The sequence below is a fragment of the Ruegeria sp. BC5 genome (genome assembly GCF_056539205.1).
Window position 1 is genome coordinate 229,659 of record NZ_JBQFUN010000001.1, and the last position, 22,815, is coordinate 252,473.

The window sequence follows — 22,815 nt, forward strand, 5'->3', positions numbered from 1 at the left end:
CTCGATGCTGTGGAATGACTACTATCGACGCGATGTTGACGTAGATATTGACGTCGACCGGCCTCCGCGGCCGAAACCGCCTGCTGGCAAACCTCCGGCAAGACCAAAGCCGCCGGTTGCAAAACCACCTGCGCGACCGCGTCCGCCAGTGGCGCGACCACCCGCAGCCAGACCGCCGATCCATCGCCCGGCGCCACGACCGCGCAGATAGTTTCAGAGGGTCAGGTCAGAAGTTCCGTAGTGATATGGGCTGACCCTTCCAACGTTCTGTGTACAGGGCATTTATCTGCAATCTCCAGCAGCCGGGTACGCTGTTCCTGATCCAGCGGTCCTTCCAGGCGGATTTTGCGGCGGAACACGTCGATCTTGCCGTCTCCGGCAAGACCGGCATCCTGACCATGTACTTTGTTGTGGCAGACATCGACCGAGATACCCGTCAGTGGCCACCGCTTGCGCCGCGCATACATGCGGATCGTCATCGACGTACACGCCCCCAGACCCGAGGAAACAAAGCCATAAGGCGACATGCCCCGATCCGTACCGCCATAGGATTCAGGCTCATCCGCAACCGCGTGATGCCGGGGGCCGGATTGGATGTCCTGCAAATACCCGGAGGGATCAACTTCTGTCACGCGCACCACGCCCTCGGGCGCGCCCGGCGGTGGTGCCGGTGGGCAGAGTGTGACGTATCGCTTGACCCATGCGGCGATCACATCCGCCGCGTATTCCGCATCCGAGGCCCGCGTGATCAGGTGATCGGCATCGTCCAACGTAACAAAGCTTTTGGGATGTTTGGCAGCAAGAAAGATGGTGCTGGCATTGTCGATGCTGACGGTTTCATCCCGGGGGGCGTGCAGGACCAGCAGGGCAGCTTTCAGGTCGCCAATGGCAGGAGACAGAGCCGTTTCTGAAATGTCGTCGACAAAAGCCTTGCCGATGCGGAACGGGCGACCGCCCAGCATGACCTCGGCTGATCCCTCCTGTTCGATCTGGGGCAGTGCAGCCTCAAAATGGTGCGAGACATGTCCGGGATCAGCAGGCGCGCCCAGCGTGACCACTGCCTTGACGCTTGGGATACCTGCGCGCGCGCGTAGAACGGCAGCCCCACCCAATGAGTGACCGATCAGCAAGGCGGGAGCCATGTTTCGCCCGGCCAGATAATGCGCGGCGGCAATCAGGTCTTCTACATTCGAGGTAAAGGTGGTGTTCGCGAACTCACCGCCCGAATGACCCAGACCGGTGAAGTCAAAACGCAATACAGCAATGCCCATAGCCGCCAGACGCGCAGCAATACGGCGGGCGGCGGGAATATCTTTGGAACAGGTAAAACAATGCGCAAACAACGCGGTCGCAAGTACCGGTCCATCCGGCAAATCAAGGCGCGCAGCCAGCTGGTTGCCGTCGTGACCGGCAAAAGTGATGCGTTCGGTGGGCATGACAATTCCTTACCTATCGGGATGGCCCCAATAGTGTGTGCTTCGGTCTAGGCACTCAACCCCATTGTAAGAAGCGTCACGGGAAGGTGAGGGGAATACAGATATTTGGGTCGGATTCTTGGGAGAATTCGAGGTTCAATATTTGTGATGCTTGATCAATCAAATATTCGTTTTAATTATTTCTCTCTGATGTCCATCTTGCAGGTGTCACACACAGTCAGCCAAGGAGGCTCAAATGGCACATACTGCATCCGCCCCGCGTGGCGTTGTTATTCGTCCCGATCTTTTAATCATCATTGCCCTGACCGGAATTCTGGGGTTCTCAGTGGGGCAAAATTGGCCACAGGCGGCACCGTCTACAACCGAAGCCGCCATCCCACACGAGGACTGGCATGGTAACGTCCGCCGCTCAACCTGGCCGGACTAATCCTTTATGTTAGACCCATAAGCTGAGGATCAAACGGGTATGTGCTGAGGTTTTCATACCCGTCCTCGGTGATCAGCACCTGATCTTCCAGCTTGATCGAAAAATCGCCCCCAACCTCGCCACAGGCGGCTTCGACACACAACACCATGCCGGGCTCAAGCGGATAGTCGTATGAGCCCGCAACCGCCTTGTCCGGATAGGCAACCAGAGGCCATTCATCACACAGACCCACGCCATGCATCAGGCAGCCGTATTTTTGCGCCTGAAACTTGTCGTCCAGCTTGTGTGCATTGGCGGTCAGTTCCGGAATCATCACGCCGGGTTTCAACATCTCCATATTGGTCATGATGTGTTCATGGGCGTGCTGCATGGCATAAACCATGTCAGGGCGGGGTTTCTCATCCCCGATCCACCACGTGCGCGAAATATCGATGCAGATACCGTAAGATCCGATCAGATCGGTATCAAAGGCGATGATTTCGTTCTTTTGCGTGATGCGTGGGCCGCATTCCTGAAACCAAGGATTGGTGCGCTGCCCCGAGGCCAGCAGGCGGGTTTCGATCCATTCCCCACCGCGCCGGATGTTTTCGGCATGTAGTACGGCCCAGATGTCGTCCTCGGAGGTCTTGCCGTCACCCACATTGGCGCGCGCGAACTTCTCCATCTCGGCTACCGCGGTTTCACAGGCGTGATTGGCACAGCGCATGGCCAGGATCTCATCCGGGCCTTTTACGGCGCGGGTCTTTTCGGTGACCTCTTCACCCTCCATGATCTCGAACCCTTGCGCCTCAAGCGCGCGTAGGCCGTGCAACATGATCTTGTCGACGGCCAGACGTTTGTTGCCATCGCCATGTTCGTCGATCAGCAGCCGTACCTCGTTCGAGAACACGTCGGCCTGAACATCCACCTTGTCACCACGGTCAAAATAAAACAGGTCCGCTCCCGAGCGTTGTTCACGTACTAGAGGATTGAATTTCGACAGGAAGGGAGAGTTTTTATAGTCCCAGATCACCATGTAGCCATCGGCACACAGCAGCACGGCGCGGAACGGGTTATGGGTGTTCCACAACTGCATATTGGTGCTGTCCGTGGCATAACGGATGTTAAGCGGATCGAACATCAGCAGCCCACCATAGCCACGATCCACGATGGCCTTCGTCAGGCGCTTCCACCGGTATTCCCGCATCCGCGCCAGATCGGGCAGGGCAAGCCCGGCGGCTTCCCATTCAGCAAAGGCCAGCTGCGTCGGCCCGATCTCAATCCGATCATTCTCGTTCGGGGTGCCGTCGCCAAGCGTAGCGCCCTTTGCCGGGTCAATCTTGCGGGTGTCGCGATAGTGCTGGTTCATAGTGGGTCTCCCTGCCTGCGGTCGAGCGTGGAGAATCATTTCCCCCACGTCTTGAAGGATTGCGACCGGGCATCCGTCGCTTTTTGACCGACAATCCAGTAAACTGGTGTTAGGTCAAAGGCATGACGATCCTCCAGACCTCAATTCCTTATGATCCGCTTGCCCCACGTCCTTTGCCCGGTATCCAACCGGGCAGCATGGATGATTGGCTGCATTGTGATGATGTGTTTGCCGCGCAGATGCAGCGGCGCACGACGTTGTTGGCCGAAAGACGGGCAGAGGTTCTGGCGCTGGACCCAAGTGCCGTACCTGCGGCGCAAGAGCTGTTGGACCTTGTCCTAAAGCACGCTTACCCTGGGTGTTTGGACCGGGTCATACGCCCGGACGGGCAGGGTGTTGAAATCGACCGCTCCAACCCCATGGATATGCTGTGTCGTCTGGTGCAGGAAGATTTCTGCATCCTTCAAAAGCACGGGGATGAACACGTTCTGACCGGTGCCATCCTGTGTTTTCCCGCCAGTTGGCGTTTGTCTGAAAAATTCATGCGCCCCTTGATCGACATTCATGGGCCCGTCGCCAGCTATGATGCCGATATCGCCCGCCGCGTGCAGCGCCTGTTTGATGGAATACAACCTGAACGTCCGCTTTGGCGCTTCAATGCCTTGTGGTACGAGGACGCGGAACTGCACCAACCCCGCAGTGCCAGCGCACCGCGTGATGTCCAAGAACCTGGGGTCGCGCAGTATCTGCGCAGCGAACGACAGACGCTTTTGCGTCTGCCTGAAACGAAGGCCGTGGTCTTTTCAATCCATACTTATGTGCTTGAGGCAAAGCGCCTGCGCAAAGCGGAAAACCCCGCCTAAGTGGCGGGGCTTCCAAGGAGGGTCTTCGGTTTAGTGCTACATGCCAAACGCGTTTGCGACACCGGCAATTGCCCCGCTTGTGCTGAGAGCGGAGATTGCGACGGAGTAGGCAAGTACCTGAGTATTAAGGCGAAAATCTTCACCTTTGATCAGGTTCACTGCGGCCAGAGAGACCGCGATCGGAACTGACACGCTTGCCACGGCCCCGGTCAATCCCCAACTGGACAGTCGCAGGATATCGCTGGGCTTATCGTGGTCGAGGGGGGGCGTATCTTCGTCCCGATCAGTAGGTTGCTCGATAGGTTCTGTCCGGAAAGCGATGCTGAGCAACTGCTCATCCGACAGCTGGATCGGCCGGGCTGCTGGTTTCAGCGCCTCTTTTTGTGGCTCATCCAGGTCTTCTTCAGTAATGGCCAGCCCCGCGAACGGGCCTGTCACTGCCTCGAAAATCTGTTGTCTGTTGCGTGGTTTGGAAGGCGTCAGCGTGTTGAACGCGCTCATGAACTGTTCCACGGTCAGAACTGTGTTGGGCGACAGCCATTCGACGCGCTGCGTCGCGCAGATATCAACCATCCGATACAGGATGACCACCAACATAAGCTCTGAGATTTCACTGTCATCCAGCAGCGCTGATACCGGAGAGATTGTAATTGCCAAACGGCTCTGCGGAAGGGTCACGATCGGCCGATGGGCGGTCTTTAACCCGGCGGCACGGTCCAACCGCTCAAAACGGTCTTCTGCTCCGGTCGCCTGAGTTTCCAAAGTCAGGCGCACCAGATACTGGCTGGAAACGATGCTGGCTTCGGTTGCGCTTAGCATGGTCTTACGCTCGACCAGATGGCCATAGTCTTCCAATGTCGTGGCGACGATGGCACCGAACCGCTCGATCGCGCCGTCGGTCTCACCGTCGAATTGAAGACCACCATGATAGCTGTGCTTCGTTGTCACTGCGCTGTCCCTTGTCGCATCCTGTCTTACCAAACAGGTTAACAAGCGATATGGGGCAGAATTTGGCAGAAATGGAAAAAAATCCAAAATTGGCAGGATTGATTACTCTATGGAAACCTAGACATTTTAGCGGCCACTTAATGTCTGTGGCAACAATGTGGCCGGATTGGGGTGTGCAGGCGCAGATTTGTGGCAGGTCTCAGCCGTCGATTCGGGCTGCCATAATCGCAATGGATTGCTGATAGACCGTGGCAGCGTTCCATTGCTGAATTACAGCGAAGTTGGGTTGCCCCGGCTGGTAGCCACGCCCCGGTTTCCACCCTTTTTGGCGTAGAAAATTGGCGGTTGAGGCAAGCGCGTCTGTCATATTGTAGAAATCGACCTGGCCGTCACCGGTTGCATCGACCCCATAGGTCAACGCATTGCCCGGCAGGAATTGAGTGTGCCCCAATTCGCCATGTTTGGCCCCTTGGGTTGCCGTCGTAATACTGCCTTGATCGACCAGTTTTAGCGCACCGATGGCATGTGGAATAAAGAAGTCAGAACGGCGACAATCATAGGCCAGTGTTGTGATCGCGGAAACAACCTGACTGTCCCCCATGAAATTTCCGAAACCCGTTTCCATTCCGTGAATGGCGATAAGCACTCCGCTGGGGACGCCGTATTGGCGCTCCAGCGCGGCATAGAACTGCGGGTTGCGGGCCTTGCGCTTGCGTCCTTGCGACACGATTGCGTCGGCGCCGCGTACCCGCATGAATTTGTCCAACGAGTATTTAAAGCTTTTTTGATTGCGGTCTGCCGCGATTGTACGGGTGGCGTATTGGCTTTGCGCCAGCGCCTGCAATCCCTTCTTTTTGACTCCCGCGCGTTTAGCCTGTTTGGCAAAGTCCTTCTTCCAAACCTCAAACCCGCTGCTGGTATTGCCGCAAGGGGCGCTGGCCGCAATTGTGGGCAGAGCCAGCGTAAGGGTCAGTAAAATTGCAAATCGCTTCATGAAAAGAATCCCTTAATAAGATAAGTCCAACCGACCCCGCGATCCGAGTGGCACTTATAATGCACGCTGCAGATCCTCGGCCGTCAGGACGGGCTGAATTTCGATATTGGCGTTCAATGCGGCAAACAGGGGCTCGTTGATTTTCGGCATGCGGGCCTGATCGCTTTCCTCGAAAATGACAATGCCCATGCGTTTTCCGTGTTCCAGCGCAAAATAGGCGGCCTCGGCATTGACGTCTTTCACAAGCGCTTCGATGGCTTTTCCCAGCGATCCGTCCCGTTCTGCTTGATTGCCTTTTTCAACCGGTATTGTGAATTTCAACATCAACCGCACCGCGCCCTCCCAAAATCCTCTGATCAATACTTTGGGACGAGGCTCGGACGTTCGTGCGTGTCAGTCAAGAAGTGTTACCCTGAACGGCAAAAGGGCGCCCGGTAGGACGCCCTTTTCTTTTCTTAAGTTCAACCGCCGCTTAGCAGCTGTAGTACATGCCGTACTCAACCGGGTGCGGAGTATGCTCGTAGGTTTCGACCTCTTCCATCTTCAGTGCGATGTAGCCGTCGATCTGGTCTTTGGTGAACACGTCGCCTTGCAGCAGGAAGTCGTGATCCGATGCCAGAGCTTCCAGAGCTTCACGCAGACTGCCGCAAACGGTCGGGATATCGGCCAGTTCCTCGGCGGGCAGATCGTACAGGTTCTTGTCCATGGCTTCGCCCGGATCGATCTTGTTCTTGATGCCGTCCAGACCGGCCATCAGCAGTGCGGCAAACGCCAAATAAGGGTTCGCAGCCGGATCGGGGAAGCGGGCCTCGACGCGCTTGGCTTTCGGGCTTTCGGTCCACGGAATACGGACACAACCCGAACGGTTACGGGCCGAGTAGGCGCGCAGAACAGGAGCTTCGAAACCCGGGATCAGGCGCTTGTAGCTGTTGGTCGACGGGTTGGTGAAGGCGTTCAGGGTCTTGGCGTGCTTCAGAACACCACCGATGAACCACAGGGCTTCGTCCGACAGATCAGCATACTTGTCGCCGGCAAACAGCGGCTTGCCATCTTTCCAGATCGACATGTTCACGTGCATGCCGGTGCCGTTGTCGCCTGCAATCGGTTTCGGCATGAAGGTCGCCGACTTGCCGTAGGCGTGGGCAACGTTATGGATGACGTACTTGTATTTCTGCAGCTCGTCGGCCTGTTTGGTCAGGCTGTCAAAGATCAGACCCAGCTCGTGCTGGCACGAGGCAACCTCGTGGTGGTGCTTGTCGACCTTCATGCCCAGACGCTTCATGGTCGACAGCATTTCCGAACGCAGGTCCTGTGCTTCGTCAATCGGGTTGACCGGGAAGTAGCCCCCCTTGACGCCCGGACGATGGCCCATGTTGCCCATCTCGTACTCGGTGTCGGTGTTCCACGATGCGTCGGTCGCATCAACTTCGTACGATACTTTGTTGATAGTGTTTGAGAAACGAACATCGTCGAACAGGAAGAACTCAGCTTCGGGGCCCATATAGGCCACATCACCGATACCCGATGCCTTCAGGTATGCTTCGGCTTTCTGAGCGGTGCCGCGCGGGTCACGCTCATAAGCTTCGCCAGTGTCGGGCTCAACAACCGAGCAGTGTACGCAGATGGTTTTTTCAGCGTAGAACGGATCGACATACGCGCTTTCGGTGTCGACCATCAGCTTCATGTCCGATGCTTCGATCGATTTCCAGCCCGCAATGGACGAACCGTCGAACATAAAGCCTTCTTCCAGGAAATCCTCGTCAACCTGATCGGCCATCAGGGTCACGTGCTGCAACTTGCCGCGCGGGTCGGTAAAGCGAACATCGACGTATTCGGCGCCTTCGTCCTTGATCAGCTGAAGAACTGCGTCCTTGCTCATACTCTTATTCCTCTATTGGGTGTTCGATTACAGGGCTTCCGAACCGGTCTCGCCGGTACGGATGCGAATGGCTTGTTCAACGGGCGAGACAAAGATCTTACCGTCGCCGATCTTGTCGGTTTTCGCGGCGGACACGATGGCCTCGATGGCGGCGTCAACCTGGTCATCGTCCAGAACGACCTCGATCTTCACCTTGGGCAGAAAGTCGACCACGTATTCAGCGCCGCGATAGAGCTCGGTGTGACCTTTCTGTCGGCCGAACCCTTTGACTTCGATCACGCTGAGGCCCTGGACACCTACGTCCTGCAGCGCCTCTTTCACTTCGTCCAGTTTGAACGGTTTGATGATCGCTTCGATCTTCTTCATCCCGGGCTCCTATAACTCTTGTCAGAAAGGCACTGATCACGTCTAAGATCGGTCGGCAATCTGATTGCGAAAATGGCCGGGCCCTTGTGGTGAGAAATTAAGCGGTGGGTGAAATTTTGATCGACTTGCACAAAAAGTAATCAGAATTGAATCGTCAGGGGAATTTGAGATGACGGAATTGCTGACAGCCGCACAGATGCGGGCCATCGAACAGGCCGCGATTGAGTCTGGCGAGGTGACCGGGCTGGAGTTGATGGAACGGGCTGGGCGCGGCGTTGTCGAGGCTATATTCGAAGAGTGGCCAGAGCTGTCGAAAACATTGGGTCGAGCCGTGGTATTGTGCGGTCCGGGAAATAACGGTGGTGATGGGTTTGTCGTTGCGCGGTTGCTGAAAGAGTGGGGTTGGGAGGTCGAGGTCTTTCTCTATGGCGATCCCAAGAAGCTGCCGCCAGATGCGCGAGTGAATTATGATCGATGGCTTGAGTTAGGGGAGGTTATACCGCTGACCGAACAGGACATGCGCAAAGGTGGTTTTGCTGATCTTTACGTTGATGCTCTGTTCGGGACGGGACTGAAACGCGGTTTGGACGGTGAATTGTTCAACGTCGTTCGACATCTTTCTGGTGTGAATGGGGACCACTACACCGACCGCATAATCAGCATCGACGCCCCGTCCGGATTGTGTCTGGACAGCGGGCGTGTGTTGCATCAAGAGGCTCCGAACCCATGGTCTAGCAAGTTGCTGGACAGTGTTCCTGCAGAGATACGGAGCAAGGCTGCCCAAGCGGGCGGCGCGCGTGCTTTGCGCGACCGTTTTGCGTGGCTGACTGTTTGTTTCGACAGCCCAAAGCCCGGGCATTTCCTGGCGCAAGGGCCGGATTTGTGTGGCAGGCTAGTTGTGAAAGACATCGGTATCTCCATTCAGCGTTGCCGCTTTAACGGTGAACCATATGACGATGCGTTCACATTAGGCCCAAAGCCTTTTCGCAGAGCGAACCGCCCTGCATTTCTAACCCTTGCCGAAGCACCGGGCCGCGTGAAGGACGAGCGAACATGGGGTGGGTTGCCGCTCTATCGCTTGCCAAAATCCAAACAGCATCACAAGTTCACCCACGGCCACGCTCTGATCCTTTCGGGTGGCGCAGTTAAAACCGGTGCTGCTCGATTGGCGGCGCGCGGGGCTCTGCGGATTGGGGCAGGGCTTGTGACGTTGGGGGTGCCTCCGGCGGCTCAGATGGAGGTCGCTGCGCAGGTCACAGCCATCATGTTGCAGAGGGTCGAAGGAGCGGATGGCCTGACACAAGTGCTGCAGGACGAGCGGCTCAACGCATTGTGCCTTGGCCCCGGGTTGGGGTTGGAACGTGCGCGGGATTTGGTGCCAGCGGCTCTGAACGCCAAGCGCGCGACTGTACTGGATGCGGATGCGTTGACAGCTTTTGCGGATGATCCCGCAGTCTTGTCCGCGCAATTGCATGAAAACTGCATTTTGACACCACATGGTGGTGAGTTTGCGCGGTTGTTTCCGGATATTGCCGAAAAGCTGTCAGCCCCTGCAACCAAAGGCCCGGCCTATTCCAAGGTGGATGCAACACGCGAGGCCGCCAAGCGGGCAGGGTGCGTGATCTTGTTCAAAGGGCCGGACACGGTGATCGCGGCGCCGAACGGACAGTGTTCGGTCAATGCAGCAGTCTACGACCGTGCGGCCCCTTGGTTGGCTACGGCCGGGTCCGGCGATGTTCTGGCTGGTTTTATCACCGGGCTGCTCGCGCGTGGGTTTGCCCCGATGCAGGCCGCTGAAACAGCGGCTTGGTTGCATGTGGAATGCGCGCGTGCGTTTGGCCCGGGGCTTATCGCTGAAGACTTGCCCGAGTTGCTTCCTGAAGTTTTCAAACAACTTAATATATGATTTTTAGGCGAGATTTGGCCGATCCACCCGATCTTCGGCAGCATTTGGCCGACTGGTTTGCGGTGTCATCAAATCGAGTGTTTGCCAGACGCATAGCCGGGCGTCAGAATTCGCTTGGAGGGGGTCTCCGGCTGCGGTCTTCCTGCAGATAATGCGTTGATTAAAATAGGAATTATTTCTGACTTTCCTGCTCTGAGTGGCGGACATGCAATACTTTGAAAGTATCGCAAGAGGCCTCTGGAGCTATGGCGGCATGCACGCGATTGATGAGCAACGAAAGCCGGAATTTTCAAGGTGAATGAAATGACCCAGAAACTAAAACTGTCCTCAATAGCTGCGATGTTGGTTGCGACAACGGCAATTCCCGCGGCAGCGGAACTGAAATACAACAACAACAGTGGCGGTTACGTTCTGTTGTACGGACAGCTCGATCCGGTGATCGTCTCGGTCGATGATGGCGAGGAAACGGAAACGCGCTTGCTGGACAATGACCTGTCCAACAGCCGCGTCGGCCTGCGGCTGATGCAGCCCTATGGCAGCAATGAATTCATGTTCCGTTTCGAAACCGGACTGGGTCTGCCGAGTACGGGAACGGCCAACCAGAATGGAACCAACAATGACGGGTGGTCACGGGAAGACATCCGACATGTCGATTTCTCGTTAAAAGGGGGATACGGCAAGTTCTCGGCCGGGCAGGGGAGCATGGCGTCGGACGGTGCGGCCGAGGTTGATCTGTCTTATGTTGGAACGGCTTTGTATTCCTTTACGAACGACGAAAACGGTGCGTTTTTCTATCGCGGCACGGACGGTGTATTAAGCGGTATCACCGTCGGTGACTCTGCCAGCAACTTTGATGGCGCTCGCCGTGGCCGGATCCGTTACGACACCCCCGACTTCAACGGTTTCTCAGCGGCAATTGCCTATGGTCAGAACATTCTGTCCAGCAGCGACGATGATGACTACTACGACATCGCGGTTTCTTACGGCAATACTTTCGCAAATGGCGTGGAGTTTGCCGCAAGCGTGGCCTATGCGGTGCGGGATTTCGACAATAGCTCGGGTGAACGCAAAGACACGATCGGGTCCGCTTCGGTTTTGCTGCCCAGCGGTTTCAGCTTTACGGCGGCCTTGGGTACGCGTGACGACACTGCCACCGGTGCCAGCGACCCGGACTATTGGTACACCAAACTGGCCTATGAAGGGGACTGGGTGTCCTGGGGGAAAACCGGTGTCGGAATCGACTATTTCGATGGTTCGGATTTCGAAAACGACGGGTCCAGCACAAAATCCTGGGGTGTCGCCGTCGTTCAGCGGATCGACAGCATCAACACTGATGCGTACCTGAAATATCGCAACCATGACTTCGACGACACGGTCGACTTTGACAAGAACGAAGCCTGGGTTCTGGGTGCGCTCTGGAAGTTCTGATCCCGACCTTCTTGGGAATAGGCGCCCCGGGTCAGTCCGGGGCGTTTTTTTTTGTTCAAATCGGCGGTAAAACAAGGCTGATCCGGGCTTTGCCCCCTTGCACGCAGGCGGCTGGGCAAATAGAAGGCGTCAAATTTGCCCGGCGCGCCGTTTTGCGCGCCCCGAATCCTATGGGGACTACCATAATGCAGGTTACCGAGACGCTGAACGAAGGTCTGAAACGCGGCTACAACATCGTTGTGACCGCAGCCGAGCTGGACGACAAGGTCAACGAAAAGCTGACCGAAGCACAGCCCGAAGTCGAGATGAAGGGCTTCCGCAAAGGCAAGGTGCCGATGGCCCTGCTGAAAAAGCAGTTTGGTCAGCGCCTGCTGGGCGAAGCGATGCAGGAAAGCATCGATGGCGCCATGAGCAAGCATTTTGAAGACAGCGGTGAGCGTCCGGCGCTGCAGCCTGACGTCAAGATGACCAACGAAGATTGGAAAGAAGGCGACGACGTTCACGTCGAGATGTCTTATGAGGCGCTGCCGGAAATCCCCGAAGTTGATCTGAAATCGGTCGAGCTGGAAAAGCTGATTGTCAAAGCGGATGATGAGGCCGTCGAAGAAGCGCTGAAAAGCCTGGCAGAAACCGCGCAGGACTTCAAAGCGCGCCGCAAGGGGTCCAAAGCCAAAGACGGCGATCAGGTTGTGATCGACTTTGTTGGCAAAGTGGACGGCGAAGAATTCGAAGGTGGTTCGGCCGAAGACTACCCGCTGGTTCTGGGCTCGAACAGCTTCATCCCCGGCTTTGAAGAGCAGCTGGTCGGTGTGAAGGCCGAAGAAGAAAAAGACGTGAACGTCAGCTTCCCAGAAGAATACGGCGCCGAAAACCTTGCCGGTAAGGACGCTGTTTTCACCTGCACGGTGAAAGAAGTGAAAGAGCCGGTTGCTGCCGAGATTAACGACGAGCTGGCCACCAAGTTCGGTGCCGAAGATCTGGCTGGTCTGAAAGCTCAGATCGCTGAGCGTCTGGAGGCAGAGTATTCCGGTGCGTCACGTGCGGTCATGAAGCGCGCGCTGTTGGACGCGCTGGACAAGATCGTTTCCTTCGACCTGCCGCCGTCGCTGGTTGAAGCCGAAGCCAAGCAGATCGCGCACCAGCTGTGGCACGAGGAAAACCCGGAAGTGGAAGGCCACGACCACGCCGAGATCGAGCCCACCGACGAGCACAACAAACTGGCCGAGCGCCGCGTGCGTCTGGGCCTGCTGCTGGCCGAGCTGGGTCAGAAGGCCGAGGTTGAAGTCACCGATGCCGAGATGACGCAGGCGATCATGAACCAGGCGCGTCAGTACCCGGGTCAGGAACGTCAGTTCTTTGAATTCGTGCAGCAGAACGCTCAGATGCAGCAGCAACTGCGCGCGCCGATCTTCGAAGACAAAGTCATCGACTACATCGTTGAACTAGCTCAGGTTGCCGACAAAGAAGTCAGCAAAGACGACCTGCAGAAAGCCGTAGAGGCATTAGAAGAGGAGTAATCCTCTTCCGCCCCCTGCCCACGGGGCACAAAAAAACGGAGCCGTCTGACAATCAGACGGCTCCGGTGGGTGGCTTTTGATCTTATGAGGTGAGGGGGTCAGGCCTCATGAGCAAAAGCACGGGGGGTACTCAGCAGAGCAGTCTTTTGCTCTGGCGTGAAACGATCTGACAGCGCTTCGATCAGTTTAAGCACGTCTTTGACTTCGTCTTTCGATTTTGCTGAATGCATCTGTTCGACGAAGTATTTCTCAAGCTCGGTCAGCGGTTGGTGATCGACATTAGCGGGTTTTTCGGCCTTGCCGAGCGCGAACAGACTCAGCGCCTGTTCTTCGGTCAGGAAGACGTCATGTTCGATTCCCGCATAGTCCCGAATGCCCGAAATTCGTTCATCCGAGCAATCCATCAACGCCGCCATCGCAACCACTTTGCCCATTGGTTTTGCACTACCGAGGTAATCATACGGGGCATTGCCCGACCGTTGCAGAACACGGTTCATAATTGGGTCAATCACAGCGATCGAGTCCAGTACGCCTGCGGTTTTGGCGTATTCGAACGAGCCGATCATGACCTCGCTGGTCACATAGGACACTGAATTTTTGCCGCGCCCTTGGCCCAGTCGTTTGGTGTCGACACAGAACCGGGTCGCTTCCCAGACCTGTGAACTGCGCAAGGGCGGTTCACCGTCCAGAATAGAATTGAAGACATCCGCAAGCATGTGTGGACCTGTGGTCTGCAACAGGCGCATACACCCAACGACTTCCCCCTCGTCGTTGATGCTGACCACGTGTGCAGGATTCAGGTCGTCGAACATATCGCGTTCACGGCCGTCTACTATGTTGACCTCCCAGCCCAAACGATCGCCGAACACGCGGGCTCGTAGTTTGAACATTTCGTCCAGGACATCACTAAACATATGCTGGTTGATACCATCAATTACGATGATCATTTCCATCCCCCTACAGTCTGGTTACCGTGACTCGAGAGTTAACCATGTCGCGGGCGGAAACTATTGGGGGTTTCCCGTATTTTTTTCGATTTTTTGCTTATCCTGGGGCGATTAAGCCCAAACCTATCGCCCGGCCAATGGCCTGAGGCGTGGTTAACGCGCCCAGTTTTTCGCGGCCAGAGCGCATGTGAACCTCGACGGTTCGGTGGGAAATCGACAAAATATCACCAATATCTTGCTGCGATTTACCCTCAGCGACCCATTGAAGGATCTCTTTTTCGCGTGTCGAAAGGGCGGGCAGGTACAATGCTTTGGCCAGAACCCCGGACTGCATAACCGTATCATGCGCATGCACAGCGGCCATTTGCAGGTCGCCCATAACTTCTCTTTTGAGCGACTCCCATTCAGCATCTGAACAATCGCGGGTCACGCTTAGTATTCCGCATTCGCCGTAAGGGCCGCGGACAGGAACGGTTAAGCCACGCGGGGTAATGCCGAAGTCATGTGCATCGCGGAAAACGGCATTAAATTTTTCGTCGTGATTGAAACGGCCCCAATCGACCGGTGCAATGCTGAGAACCGACTGGTATATTGTTGGATCGAAATGGTGGTATCCATGGCTGCCGTAATGGATTTTCCATTCGTCAGGGTAATTCGCATACCCCTGAACGTCACCTTTCACAGGATTTAAAGTGGCATAAGACGCATAGTCAAAGCCGAGTTCCTCGCAGACCGAGTTGATTATGTCTGCGGTCGACTTTTCCTGTTGGTCGAGCGCGGCCAAGTCTATGAGTTTCACCTGTCCAACCTTTTACATAGCGCTTTCCACCCCCCGAAAGCGCACAGTCTGTCCGTATTCAAGCCTACGTTGCGTCAACCGAGGTATTAAGCGCAAGGGAATTGTTCATATCGCGCAGGCATAATGCGTACTTAGAGCAACAGAACTGCGTGAAGCTGGGGTATTTGGGTGGAATTCCGCCGATTCTGACGCGAATTGGCATCGGATGTTTACGTTCTTTGTACAAGTTGAGCGGGAATTCATTCGGGTACAAGCCCAGTTTCAACCAGCATTCCGCGGGCTTTGGCTTCGGGCCAATACCCTTTGGCGTACAGGAAGATTGCCCTTTGCTGATCGCCATCCGAAAGCAACCAGGCGCCGCGCAGATACTTTCCGGCAAATTCCAGATTGGCATCGGCGTCCAGCAGCCCCTGTGCATTTCCGCTGTAGCCCATAGAGCGTGCCGTCGCAGGAAGGATTTGCAACAGTCCATAATAAGGCCGGTTCACAGCCCACGGGCGATGAGTGCTTTCCCGGATCGCCAGCTTGTGTACAAGCTCGCGGGGGACTTCGTAGTGATCCGCCCACTTATTGATCGAGGCCCGTAACTCAGGCGTTTCGTTGGGGTAGAGAGGGGGATCGAATGCGTCTTGCGACACCGTCTCCGGCCCTCCGCAAGCAGCGAAGGGGATCATCAGCATCATGGCCAGAGCGCTGCGGCGCAGGTAAGCGGTCATCTGTGTACTCCGAATTTCAGGGCGCGATGATAGGAAACGAGTGCCCATCTGCAAGTGTAGGCTTGAGATGTGGCCGAAATTTGCCCGTTTTGCGTGTGCATGAAAAAAGGCCGCACAAATCGGTGCGGCCTTTTCGAAATTCGATTGAACCAGATCAGGCTTTGGCTTCGTCTTCTTCAGCCGGAGCTTCTTCGGCAACCAGCTCTTCATCTTCCGAAGCAGCGGAACCGATATCGTCGAACAGTTCGGCGATTTCGAATTCAGCAGCGGCTTCTTCTTCAGCAGCCAGTTCCTGGATCGATTTGCCCGACGCCTGCAGTTCGGCTTCTTCTTCCGAACGGGCGACGTTCATCTTGATTTCAACTTCGACCTCAGGATGCAGTTTGACTGCGAGCGAGTGCAGACCCAGTTCCTTGATCGGTGCGATCAGGGCAATCTGTTTCTTGTCGACGGTGAAACCAGCCTCGGTTGCTGCGTCTGCGGCGTCACGCGGGGTGACCGAACCGTACAGAGCGCCGGCATCCGATGCCGAGCGAATCACGATGAACTGCTGACCATCCAGCTTTTCAGCCAGTGCTTCAGCTTCTTTTTTGGTTTCCAGGTTGCGGGCCTCAAGCTGCGCTTTCTGGGCTTCGAACGAGGCGACGTTTGCCTCGGACGCGCTCAGCGCTTTGCCTTGAGGCAGCAGGAAGTTGCGGGCGTAGCCGGGCTTGACGTCAACGACGTCGCCCATCTGACCCAGTTTCGCAACGCGTTCCAGAAGGATAACTTGCATGTCAGTCTCTCCTTACTTCACGGCGTAGGGCAGCAGGGCGAGGAAGCGGGCGCGCTTGATAGCACGGGCCAGTTCACGCTGCTTTTTCGCCGAAACGGCGGTGATGCGGGAAGGTACGATCTTGCCACGCTCAGAGATGTAGCGCTGCAGCAGACGGGTGTCTTTATAGTCGATCTTCGGCGCGTTGTCGCCCGAGAACGGGCAGACCTTGCGGCGGCGGAAAAATGGTTTTGCGGCCATGGTTTATGTCCTTTCGTCAGGCGTTGATCAACGGCGCTCGCGGCGGCCTTCGCGCTCGTCGCGCTTCTGCATTTGGACCGAAGGGCCCTCGGCATGCTCGTCGACCTTGATGGTCAGAACGCGCATAACATCATCATGCAGGCGCATCAGGCGCTCCATTTCCTGAACGGCGCCAGCGGGGGCGTCGGTCTTCAGGAAGGAATAGTGACCCTTGCGGTTTTTGTTGATCTTGTAGGCCATTGTCTTAACGCCCCAGTACTCGCTTTCGACGACGTTACCGCCGTTGTCCGCCAGAACGGTGCCGAAATGTTCGACAAGGCTTTCTGCCTGCGCGTTGGACAGGTCCTGACGCGCGATCATTACATGCTCATACAGCGGCATGTGTACTCCTGTTTCTATCAAGGCGCATTTCATAGGCGGGGCCATTTTGTCCTTCGCGACCCTGCCACGAGAGGCTGCGCGATTCATAAGATTTGCGAAGGATGGCCTCATATACACGTTTGAGCGTGAGGGGCAAGCCCCGCCACAGACGCCTTGGCGGTGTCGTGCTATTAACATCCAATTAACATTGCGCTGCCCAATTCCTGACGCTTTTCGGCTCAAAGTTGTTTTTCATACCGGGGACTATCCGGAATTACCGGACCCAGAACGGCAACCTGAAAAACAGGGTGAGAGAGATGACCGCGATGAATACGAATGCATTCGAAGAGTCCGCAACCTCAGCGAACTATGAGAAATCTGTACCAGTTCTGATCACCTTTGCACCGAACTGGAAGGTTCGGATGGTACTGGCCCGCGTCCTGGGCGCCTTTCTGATCGTGATGGCGTTTTCCATGTGGTTGGTGGCCGGTTCCGCAATGGCCGCCGAAGTCTGGCCAATCAAGCTGGCTGCGTCACTTATGTTTCTGCTGGTCGGGGTTAGCCTGCTGACGATTCAGCTGCTGGATGCCCGCCCGGATGCTTATTTCGATCCGATCCGCCGCGAGGTTCGGGTTCTGCAAAAGAACGAAAACGGCCGCCCGCAGACCGTTCTGCGCCGCAGCTATGACACCTTGGGTGGTGCCCGCTTTGCCGACGATCAGGTCGAATTGTACGATGTCGATGGCAGCCTGCTGATGAAACTGCCGCTGCAATCGGCGGATGTCAGCCGAGCGCTCAAGGGGCAACTCAGTGGAAGCGTAACAATCTTCGCGTGAAATTTATTCTGTTCATCTAGGAACAGAAACTGTTAGAGAATAATACTTGTGTGCTGCCCTTGGGCAGCACATTTTCGTTATCGAGCAACCCATTCGGGTTGCATCCATAATTTTTCGGAGATTGTTATGAAATCCACCCTTCTTGCTGCTGCACTGGCCGTTTCGGCAACTTCGGCGTTTGCCAGCGCCGAGAAATACGTTTTGGACCCCAGCCACAGCCAGGTCGTCTTCAGCTATAACCACCTGGGTTATTCCACCACGACCGGCATGTTCTCGGGCTTCGAAGGCGAGATCATGTTTGACCAAGAAGACCCTGCGGCATCCAGCGTTTCTGTTTCGATGCCCGTGATTGAAATGATCACCGGTTGGAAGCCACGCGAAGATCACTTCATGACCGAAGATTTCTTTGGCGCCGCCGAAGGTGACCTGGTCACCTTTACTTCGACTGGTATCGAAGTCACCGGTGAAAACACGGCCAACATCACCGGCGATCTGACCATGAACGGCGTGACCAAGTCGGTCGTTCTGGATGCCAAGTTGAACCAGGTGTCCGAACACCCAATGGCGAAAAAGCCGTGGGCGGGTTTTGACGCGACCACCACGCTGGTACGCAGCGATTTCGATCTAGGTCAGTTTGCGCCTTTTGTCGGTGACGAAGTCGAAGTCCGGATCTCGGTAGAAGCAGTTAAGGCTGAATAAGTCGCACGCGATCTTCTGAACAAAACCGCCGAGGCACGTCGCCTCGGCGGTTTTTTTATTCGGCTCGTTGCGCGACCAGTTCCACAGAAACTGCAACCACAAAGGCCAGCGAGTCCTCGCCGGGCATGGACTTGCCAACATCAAAATCCAGCCGGTTCAATTCCAACACCCCGGACATCGCGGCGGTGTTGTCCTGAAGATCAAGTGTGAAAGGCAGCACCACATCCATAGTTTTGTCGCGGATGGTCAGCGGACCGCGGGCCTCGTACCCGGTGTCGGTCTTGTAGAGGTCGGCCTTGAACTGGGCGGTCGGGAATTGGGTGCTGTCAAAGAAATCGGCCCCCATGGCCTGATCCGTAACCGTTCCAAGGCTCAGCGAAGGGATCGCGATTGTGACGTCAACTGTACCGGCTAGGCCCGGCTCAGATGGGTCTTCAAAGGCAATTGCTGCGGTCCAATCGGCGAATGTGCCGGTCACTGGGCTGCCCAGTTGGGTGATGGTAATGGACAGTGTGCCTTCTTGCACCTGCCAGTCCGATTGCACCTCGGACAGTTCTGCGGTGTCGGTTGCGGCGGCGGAGTGATCCGAGAATACGCCCGTGGACCAACCACCCAACAGGACCGCACCCCAAATAGCCAGCGCAGCAACAGCGGGTAGGGCAGAGTGATGTTGGTCTGGGGGCTGAGGCACGTCTGAACGGCCGGGTAGCATACGGCGTAGAGTGCTGTCCTTGTCGACCACATGGTGCTTGAGGGCACCTGCGATATGCAGGATTAGTGATCCCGCCAGAACCAGAATGAACAGCCAGTGCAGGCCCGCCGTAACCTCGGCGACATAGGGTGACTTGGGTACGAAGGGCAGATTTTGCCCAAAGGGCCACAGGATCGGGGCGAAACCTTCCGCTGCGGCATGGTGCAGCCAGCCAGTCAGGGGAACCAGAACCAGCGAGGCATAGAGCATCCAGTGTACGACCTCGGCGGCGAAGGCTTCGGGTTTGTTGTCTGCGTTCAACAGGCCGGGCTTGGTCTGGGTCATCGCCCATAAGATGCGGGCCAGCGCGACAAAAAAGACGGTGACCCCGACTGTTTTATGGAGCGAGAACAACTGAACCGCCCGAACAAGGTCCTCTTCGGTGGTGGGGATGGACGGATCATAGATTGCGTGGGCCAGATTGTTGGCGAACCATCCCAGCGGCAGGGCGGTAAAGATCAGCAAGGCGGTCAACCAGTGAAAGGTCTTGGCCACACTGCCATAGCTGGAAAAGGTGTTGGTCGTGGGCATTGGTTGCTCCGTACTGGGGTGGCTGCGTTCAACCTAAAGCCATGGGATCAGGACGCAATAGCGAGCCACGCACAGCAAAAGTGCCAGATTGCAGAGGTCAGGCAGTGCTTGTGCCGCGCCCGCGCACGGTTTACACCCCGCCGCAACCTAACGTCATCCAAGAGGTCGCAATGACACGCGCATTCGTTTTTCCGGGGCAGGGTGCCCAAACTATCGGGATGGGCAAGGCTCTGGCCGAGGCTTATCCGGCTGCTCAGGCTGTGTTCGACGAGGTCGACGAGGCGCTGGGTGAAAAGCTGAGTAGCCTGATCTGGGAAGGTGATATAGCGGATCTGACGCTAACGCAGAACGCGCAGCCTGCGCTTATGGCGACGTCAATGGCGGTGATGCGCGCGCTGGATGCCGAAGGTGTTTCGGTTACTGACGCAGCATTTGTAGCCGGTCACTCGCTGGGTGAGTATTCCGCGCTGGCCGCTGCTGGAGCTTTGTCGGTTGCCGATACTGCCCGCCTGCTGCGCACTCGTGGTCAGGCCATGCAAAGCGCCGTGCCGGTAGGCGAAGGCGCAATGGCTGCCATTTTGGGTTTGGATTTGGACGCCGTCCGCGTCGTGGCCGAGGAAGCCGCGCAGGGCGAAGTCTGTCAGGCCGCAAATGACAATGATCCGACACAAGTCGTGGTTTCAGGCTCCAAAGCCGCCGTAGAGCGTGCTGCCGAGATCGCTAAGGAAAAAGGTGCCAAGCGCGCAGTGATGTTGCCGGTTAGCGCGCCGTTCCATTGCGCTCTGATGCAGCCTGCCGCAGACGTAATGGCAGAGGCGCTGTCAGAGGTTGAAATCAAGGCACCTGCTGTGCCGCTGGTGGCCAATGTGCGGGCCGAGGCGGTCTCGGACCCTAGCCTGATCCGTCAATTGCTGGTCGAGCAGATCACGGGTTCGGTTCGGTGGCGTGAAAGCGTGCAATACATGGCGGCGCAAGGCGTGACCGAGACATGGGAGATTGGCGCAGGTAAAGCGCTGTCAGGTATGGTCCGCAAGATTGATCGGGCCATTGCGGGCAAGGCCGTCAGTACGCCGGAAGACGTGCAAAAGGTCATTCAGGCTGAATCGTAAGTTGAAAGCGTCGCAACGGACGCACCAAGAGGGAAACCGAATGTTTGATTTGACAGGTAAGAACGCGCTGATCACCGGCGCTTCGGGTGGTATCGGGGGCGAAATCGCACGCGCACTGCATGGCGCGGGTGCCACTGTGGGGTTGTCTGGTACGCGGGTCGAACCGCTGCAAGCACTGGCGGATGAGCTGGGTGAGCGCGCGCATGTATTGCCTTGCAACCTGAGCGACCCCGAAGCAGTTGCAGCGCTGCCGAAGCAAGCCGCCGACGCGATGGGATCTGTGGACGTTCTGGTGAATAACGCGGGCATCACGCGGGACAATCTGTTTATGCGGATGTCGGATGACGAATGGCAAAGCGTGATTGACGTGAACCTGACTGCCACAGCAAAGCTGTGCAAAGGCGTATTGCGCGGCATGATGAAGGCGCGTTGGGGTCGGATCATCAACATCTCGTCCGTGGTCGGCGCGACCGGCAATCCGGGTCAGGTCAATTATGCCGCGTCCAAGGCCGGTATGGTCGGTATGACCAAGTCGCTGGCCTATGAGGTCGCAAGCCGCGGAATCACGGCAAACGCAGTGGCCCCGGGATTCATCACAACTGCGATGACGGATAAGCTGACCGACGATCAGAAATCGGGAATTCTGGATCAGGTTCCAGCTGGTCGTATGGGCGAGCCGTCAGAAATTGCTGCGGCAGTTCTGTACCTTGCAAGCCCAGAAGCGGGATATATCACAGGAACGACCTTGCATGTGAACGGCGGTATGGCCATGTTGTGAGCGCACACCGGGGCAGGCGCGAAAGCGTTTGCGTCGGGCGTTGTCTGTGCTATAGGCGGCGCATGTATGCGGGGGTCGGCCAGTGGGTCGGCCTTCTACTTTCCCGGCAATCGGGAAACCAAACCGCCCGGACCGGGCAAAATCAAGCCAGCCTGAGCGGGCAAGGGCAGAACCGGGCGCTACGCCCTGAAATGGAATGAGGAATAGACATGAGCGACGTCGCAGATCGCGTTAAAAAGATCGTTGTTGAGCACCTGGGTGTTGAAGAAGACAAAGTGGCAGAAAACGCTTCCTTCATCGACGATCTGGGCGCAGACAGCCTGGACACTGTTGAGCTGGTCATGGCCTTTGAAGAAGAGTTCGGCATCGAAATCCCCGATGACGCAGCCGAGACCATCCAGACCTTTGGCGACGCCGTCAAATTCATCTCTGAAGCGTCCTAAGCGTTTCAAATCTCTAAAAGCGGCGCTTCTGGGCAACGGAGGCGCCGTTTTTTATGCCCGAAACAAATTCACTCTTGCTTGACGCTTTTCCGCTAAGCACTGTCTGAACAGAGGCAATTTTTTCCGAGCGGGCAGGGCATGATACGATCCACCCCGACGATAAACACTGCACGCTTGATGCTTTGCGCCATGCGTCCCGAAGATTTTAACCGGTTCGCCGAGATCTGGCGCAACCCGTGCATCGTGCGGCATATCGGTGGCAAACCAAGGTCGCGTGGTGAGGCGTGGGATTCATTCCTGCGCAATGCCGGGCACTGGCAGATGGCCGGGTTCGGGCATTGGGCGGTTTTGCAGCAATCGAATCGCCAGATGATCGGTCAGGCTGGTTTTTTCTACGGCAACCGCTCGATGGGTGAAGATTTCGACAGTTACCCGGAAGCCGGATGGATTTTGGTACCCGAAGCGCAGGGGCAGGGTTTGGGAATAGAAGCGGCCCAAGCGGCGCATGATTGGTTCGACCGCATCATGCCTGGGCCCTTGGTTGCAATGGTAAATTCGGCCAATGCCGTCTCGCAGAAACTGGCTGAGAAGCTGGGATATGTGCCGATGCGCGAAGATAAGTACAACGGGTCTGAGGTTGTATTGCTGCGCCGGAATGGCCCTCCGAAACGCCATTAGTTTTCAATCGCGGCAATGCCGCAAAATGTCCTCAGTTTGCC

At 56.5% G+C, this 22,815-nt stretch carries 25 protein-coding genes; 11 read left to right on the top strand and 14 right to left on the bottom strand.

What is annotated here, in order from left to right; all coding sequences use genetic code 11:
* Positions 1-221 precede the first annotated feature (221 nt).
* Positions 222-1,436 carry a bifunctional alpha/beta hydrolase/OsmC family protein gene (locus ACR0LY_RS01195; RefSeq protein WP_170349092.1) on the bottom strand — a complete coding sequence of 405 codons (1,215 nt, stop codon included), beginning with the start codon at positions 1,434-1,436 and terminating at the stop codon, positions 222-224.
* Positions 1,437-1,671: 235 nt separating this feature from the next.
* Here ACR0LY_RS01195 and ACR0LY_RS01200 point away from each other — a divergent pair, with 235 nt between their 5' ends.
* On the top strand, positions 1,672-1,863 hold the full coding sequence (locus ACR0LY_RS01200) for a hypothetical protein (RefSeq protein WP_170349091.1): 192 nt from the start codon (positions 1,672-1,674) through the stop codon (positions 1,861-1,863).
* Between the two features lie 4 nt (positions 1,864-1,867).
* Here ACR0LY_RS01200 and dddP read toward each other — a convergent pair whose 3' ends face one another.
* A complete protein-coding gene (gene dddP, locus ACR0LY_RS01205; protein WP_170349090.1) occupies positions 1,868-3,211 on the bottom strand; it encodes a dimethylsulfonioproprionate lyase DddP in 1,344 nt (447 codons plus the stop codon).
* Between the two features lie 122 nt (positions 3,212-3,333).
* Here dddP and ACR0LY_RS01210 point away from each other — a divergent pair, with 122 nt between their 5' ends.
* Positions 3,334-4,074, top strand: coding sequence for a heme-dependent oxidative N-demethylase family protein (locus ACR0LY_RS01210; RefSeq protein ID WP_170349089.1), 741 nt, complete (start codon positions 3,334-3,336; stop codon positions 4,072-4,074).
* A gap of 36 nt (positions 4,075-4,110) precedes the next feature.
* Here ACR0LY_RS01210 and ACR0LY_RS01215 read toward each other — a convergent pair whose 3' ends face one another.
* The 5 genes from ACR0LY_RS01215 to ACR0LY_RS01235 form a co-directional block, all read right to left on the bottom strand.
* Positions 4,111-5,022, bottom strand: a complete 912-nt coding sequence (locus ACR0LY_RS01215) for a hypothetical protein (RefSeq protein WP_226688305.1) — start codon at positions 5,020-5,022, stop codon at positions 4,111-4,113.
* 199 nt (positions 5,023-5,221) lie between these two features.
* Complete coding sequence (locus ACR0LY_RS01220; protein ID WP_170349087.1) at positions 5,222-6,016, bottom strand: lytic murein transglycosylase; 795 nt, start codon at positions 6,014-6,016, stop codon at positions 5,222-5,224.
* A 54-nt stretch (positions 6,017-6,070) separates the two neighbouring features.
* The gene (locus tag ACR0LY_RS01225; protein ID WP_174820419.1) at positions 6,071-6,340 is read right to left on the bottom strand and encodes a hypothetical protein; all 270 of its coding nucleotides are present in this window, start codon (positions 6,338-6,340) and stop codon (positions 6,071-6,073) included.
* 148 nt (positions 6,341-6,488) lie between these two features.
* Positions 6,489-7,895 carry a type I glutamate--ammonia ligase gene (gene glnA, locus ACR0LY_RS01230; RefSeq protein ID WP_170349085.1) on the bottom strand — a complete coding sequence of 469 codons (1,407 nt, stop codon included), beginning with the start codon at positions 7,893-7,895 and terminating at the stop codon, positions 6,489-6,491.
* 27 nt (positions 7,896-7,922) lie between these two features.
* Entirely contained in the window at positions 7,923-8,261 is a 339-nt protein-coding gene (locus tag ACR0LY_RS01235; protein WP_058280621.1) for a P-II family nitrogen regulator, read from the bottom strand.
* Between the two features lie 169 nt (positions 8,262-8,430).
* On the opposite strand from ACR0LY_RS01235, the gene ACR0LY_RS01240 reads away from it, so the two are divergent.
* The 3 genes from ACR0LY_RS01240 (at position 8,431) to tig (ending at position 13,112) form a co-directional block, all read left to right on the top strand.
* A complete protein-coding gene (locus ACR0LY_RS01240) occupies positions 8,431-10,167 on the top strand; it encodes an NAD(P)H-hydrate dehydratase (RefSeq protein ID WP_170349084.1) in 1,737 nt (578 codons plus the stop codon).
* Between the two features lie 303 nt (positions 10,168-10,470).
* Complete coding sequence (locus tag ACR0LY_RS01245) at positions 10,471-11,595, top strand: porin (protein ID WP_170349083.1); 1,125 nt, start codon at positions 10,471-10,473, stop codon at positions 11,593-11,595.
* A gap of 185 nt (positions 11,596-11,780) precedes the next feature.
* Positions 11,781-13,112, top strand: a complete 1,332-nt coding sequence (tig, locus tag ACR0LY_RS01250) for a trigger factor (protein WP_170349082.1) — start codon at positions 11,781-11,783, stop codon at positions 13,110-13,112.
* Positions 13,113-13,210: 98 nt separating this feature from the next.
* Here tig and ACR0LY_RS01255 read toward each other — a convergent pair whose 3' ends face one another.
* The 6 genes from ACR0LY_RS01255 to rpsF form a co-directional block, all read right to left on the bottom strand.
* Positions 13,211-14,059: an acyl-homoserine-lactone synthase gene (locus tag ACR0LY_RS01255; RefSeq protein ID WP_170349081.1), complete on the bottom strand. Its 849-nt coding sequence runs from the start codon at positions 14,057-14,059 to the stop codon at positions 13,211-13,213.
* 97 nt (positions 14,060-14,156) lie between these two features.
* Positions 14,157-14,858 (bottom strand): helix-turn-helix transcriptional regulator, encoded by a 702-nt coding sequence (locus ACR0LY_RS01260; protein ID WP_170349080.1) that lies wholly within the window; start codon positions 14,856-14,858, stop codon positions 14,157-14,159.
* A 239-nt stretch (positions 14,859-15,097) separates the two neighbouring features.
* The gene (locus tag ACR0LY_RS01265) at positions 15,098-15,538 is read right to left on the bottom strand and encodes a lytic transglycosylase domain-containing protein (protein WP_170349429.1); all 441 of its coding nucleotides are present in this window, start codon (positions 15,536-15,538) and stop codon (positions 15,098-15,100) included.
* A gap of 190 nt (positions 15,539-15,728) precedes the next feature.
* Positions 15,729-16,349: a 50S ribosomal protein L9 gene (gene rplI / locus ACR0LY_RS01270; protein WP_170349079.1), complete on the bottom strand. Its 621-nt coding sequence runs from the start codon at positions 16,347-16,349 to the stop codon at positions 15,729-15,731.
* Positions 16,350-16,361: 12 nt separating this feature from the next.
* Entirely contained in the window at positions 16,362-16,589 is a 228-nt protein-coding gene (rpsR, locus tag ACR0LY_RS01275; RefSeq protein WP_005982441.1) for a 30S ribosomal protein S18, read from the bottom strand.
* 27 nt (positions 16,590-16,616) lie between these two features.
* Positions 16,617-16,970, bottom strand: coding sequence for a 30S ribosomal protein S6 (gene rpsF / locus ACR0LY_RS01280; protein ID WP_170349078.1), 354 nt, complete (start codon positions 16,968-16,970; stop codon positions 16,617-16,619).
* Positions 16,971-17,275: 305 nt separating this feature from the next.
* Between rpsF and ACR0LY_RS01285 the strand changes: the two genes are divergently transcribed.
* Both ACR0LY_RS01285 and ACR0LY_RS01290 read left to right on the top strand, forming a co-directional pair.
* Positions 17,276-17,785, top strand: coding sequence for a hypothetical protein (locus ACR0LY_RS01285; protein ID WP_226688309.1), 510 nt, complete (start codon positions 17,276-17,278; stop codon positions 17,783-17,785).
* A 126-nt stretch (positions 17,786-17,911) separates the two neighbouring features.
* Positions 17,912-18,484 carry a YceI family protein gene (locus tag ACR0LY_RS01290; RefSeq protein ID WP_170349076.1) on the top strand — a complete coding sequence of 191 codons (573 nt, stop codon included), beginning with the start codon at positions 17,912-17,914 and terminating at the stop codon, positions 18,482-18,484.
* 55 nt (positions 18,485-18,539) lie between these two features.
* Here ACR0LY_RS01290 and ACR0LY_RS01295 read toward each other — a convergent pair whose 3' ends face one another.
* The gene (locus ACR0LY_RS01295; RefSeq protein WP_170349075.1) at positions 18,540-19,766 is read right to left on the bottom strand and encodes a cytochrome b/b6 domain-containing protein; all 1,227 of its coding nucleotides are present in this window, start codon (positions 19,764-19,766) and stop codon (positions 18,540-18,542) included.
* Between the two features lie 170 nt (positions 19,767-19,936).
* Between ACR0LY_RS01295 and fabD the strand changes: the two genes are divergently transcribed.
* From fabD to ACR0LY_RS01315, 4 genes are all read left to right on the top strand, one after another.
* Positions 19,937-20,875: an ACP S-malonyltransferase gene (gene fabD, locus ACR0LY_RS01300; protein WP_170349074.1), complete on the top strand. Its 939-nt coding sequence runs from the start codon at positions 19,937-19,939 to the stop codon at positions 20,873-20,875.
* A gap of 40 nt (positions 20,876-20,915) precedes the next feature.
* Complete coding sequence (gene fabG, locus ACR0LY_RS01305) at positions 20,916-21,653, top strand: 3-oxoacyl-[acyl-carrier-protein] reductase (RefSeq protein ID WP_170349073.1); 738 nt, start codon at positions 20,916-20,918, stop codon at positions 21,651-21,653.
* A gap of 209 nt (positions 21,654-21,862) precedes the next feature.
* On the top strand, positions 21,863-22,096 hold the full coding sequence (locus ACR0LY_RS01310) for an acyl carrier protein (RefSeq protein ID WP_008756330.1): 234 nt from the start codon (positions 21,863-21,865) through the stop codon (positions 22,094-22,096).
* Between the two features lie 138 nt (positions 22,097-22,234).
* Positions 22,235-22,774, top strand: coding sequence for a GNAT family N-acetyltransferase (locus ACR0LY_RS01315; protein WP_170349072.1), 540 nt, complete (start codon positions 22,235-22,237; stop codon positions 22,772-22,774).
* The last annotated feature ends 41 nt before the right edge of the window (positions 22,775-22,815 follow it).

Excerpts from the sequence above, each read along its gene's own strand:
- ACR0LY_RS01195 (WP_170349092.1), bottom strand. The coding sequence starts at position 1,436 with ATGCCCACCGAACGCATCACTTTTGCCGGTCACGACGGCAACCAGCTG.
- ACR0LY_RS01200 (WP_170349091.1), top strand. The coding sequence starts at position 1,672 with ATGGCACATACTGCATCCGCCCCGCGTGGCGTTGTTATTCGTCCCGAT.
- dddP (WP_170349090.1), bottom strand. The coding sequence starts at position 3,211 with ATGAACCAGCACTATCGCGACACCCGCAAGATTGACCCGGCAAAGGGC.
- ACR0LY_RS01210 (WP_170349089.1), top strand. The coding sequence starts at position 3,334 with ATGACGATCCTCCAGACCTCAATTCCTTATGATCCGCTTGCCCCACGT.
- ACR0LY_RS01220 (WP_170349087.1), bottom strand. The coding sequence starts at position 6,016 with ATGAAGCGATTTGCAATTTTACTGACCCTTACGCTGGCTCTGCCCACA.
- ACR0LY_RS01225 (WP_174820419.1), bottom strand. The coding sequence starts at position 6,340 with ATGTTGAAATTCACAATACCGGTTGAAAAAGGCAATCAAGCAGAACGG.
- glnA (WP_170349085.1), bottom strand. The coding sequence starts at position 7,895 with ATGAGCAAGGACGCAGTTCTTCAGCTGATCAAGGACGAAGGCGCCGAA.
- ACR0LY_RS01235 (WP_058280621.1), bottom strand. The coding sequence starts at position 8,261 with ATGAAGAAGATCGAAGCGATCATCAAACCGTTCAAACTGGACGAAGTG.
- ACR0LY_RS01240 (WP_170349084.1), top strand. The coding sequence starts at position 8,431 with ATGACGGAATTGCTGACAGCCGCACAGATGCGGGCCATCGAACAGGCC.
- ACR0LY_RS01245 (WP_170349083.1), top strand. The coding sequence starts at position 10,471 with ATGACCCAGAAACTAAAACTGTCCTCAATAGCTGCGATGTTGGTTGCG.
- tig (WP_170349082.1), top strand. The coding sequence starts at position 11,781 with ATGCAGGTTACCGAGACGCTGAACGAAGGTCTGAAACGCGGCTACAAC.
- ACR0LY_RS01255 (WP_170349081.1), bottom strand. The coding sequence starts at position 14,059 with ATGATCATCGTAATTGATGGTATCAACCAGCATATGTTTAGTGATGTC.
- ACR0LY_RS01265 (WP_170349429.1), bottom strand. The coding sequence starts at position 15,538 with ATGCTGATGATCCCCTTCGCTGCTTGCGGAGGGCCGGAGACGGTGTCG.
- rplI (WP_170349079.1), bottom strand. The coding sequence starts at position 16,349 with ATGCAAGTTATCCTTCTGGAACGCGTTGCGAAACTGGGTCAGATGGGC.
- rpsR (WP_005982441.1), bottom strand. The coding sequence starts at position 16,589 with ATGGCCGCAAAACCATTTTTCCGCCGCCGCAAGGTCTGCCCGTTCTCG.
- rpsF (WP_170349078.1), bottom strand. The coding sequence starts at position 16,970 with ATGCCGCTGTATGAGCATGTAATGATCGCGCGTCAGGACCTGTCCAAC.
- ACR0LY_RS01285 (WP_226688309.1), top strand. The coding sequence starts at position 17,276 with ATGAATACGAATGCATTCGAAGAGTCCGCAACCTCAGCGAACTATGAG.
- ACR0LY_RS01290 (WP_170349076.1), top strand. The coding sequence starts at position 17,912 with ATGAAATCCACCCTTCTTGCTGCTGCACTGGCCGTTTCGGCAACTTCG.
- ACR0LY_RS01295 (WP_170349075.1), bottom strand. The coding sequence starts at position 19,766 with ATGCCCACGACCAACACCTTTTCCAGCTATGGCAGTGTGGCCAAGACC.
- fabD (WP_170349074.1), top strand. The coding sequence starts at position 19,937 with ATGACACGCGCATTCGTTTTTCCGGGGCAGGGTGCCCAAACTATCGGG.
- fabG (WP_170349073.1), top strand. The coding sequence starts at position 20,916 with ATGTTTGATTTGACAGGTAAGAACGCGCTGATCACCGGCGCTTCGGGT.
- ACR0LY_RS01310 (WP_008756330.1), top strand. The coding sequence starts at position 21,863 with ATGAGCGACGTCGCAGATCGCGTTAAAAAGATCGTTGTTGAGCACCTG.
- ACR0LY_RS01315 (WP_170349072.1), top strand. The coding sequence starts at position 22,235 with ATGATACGATCCACCCCGACGATAAACACTGCACGCTTGATGCTTTGC.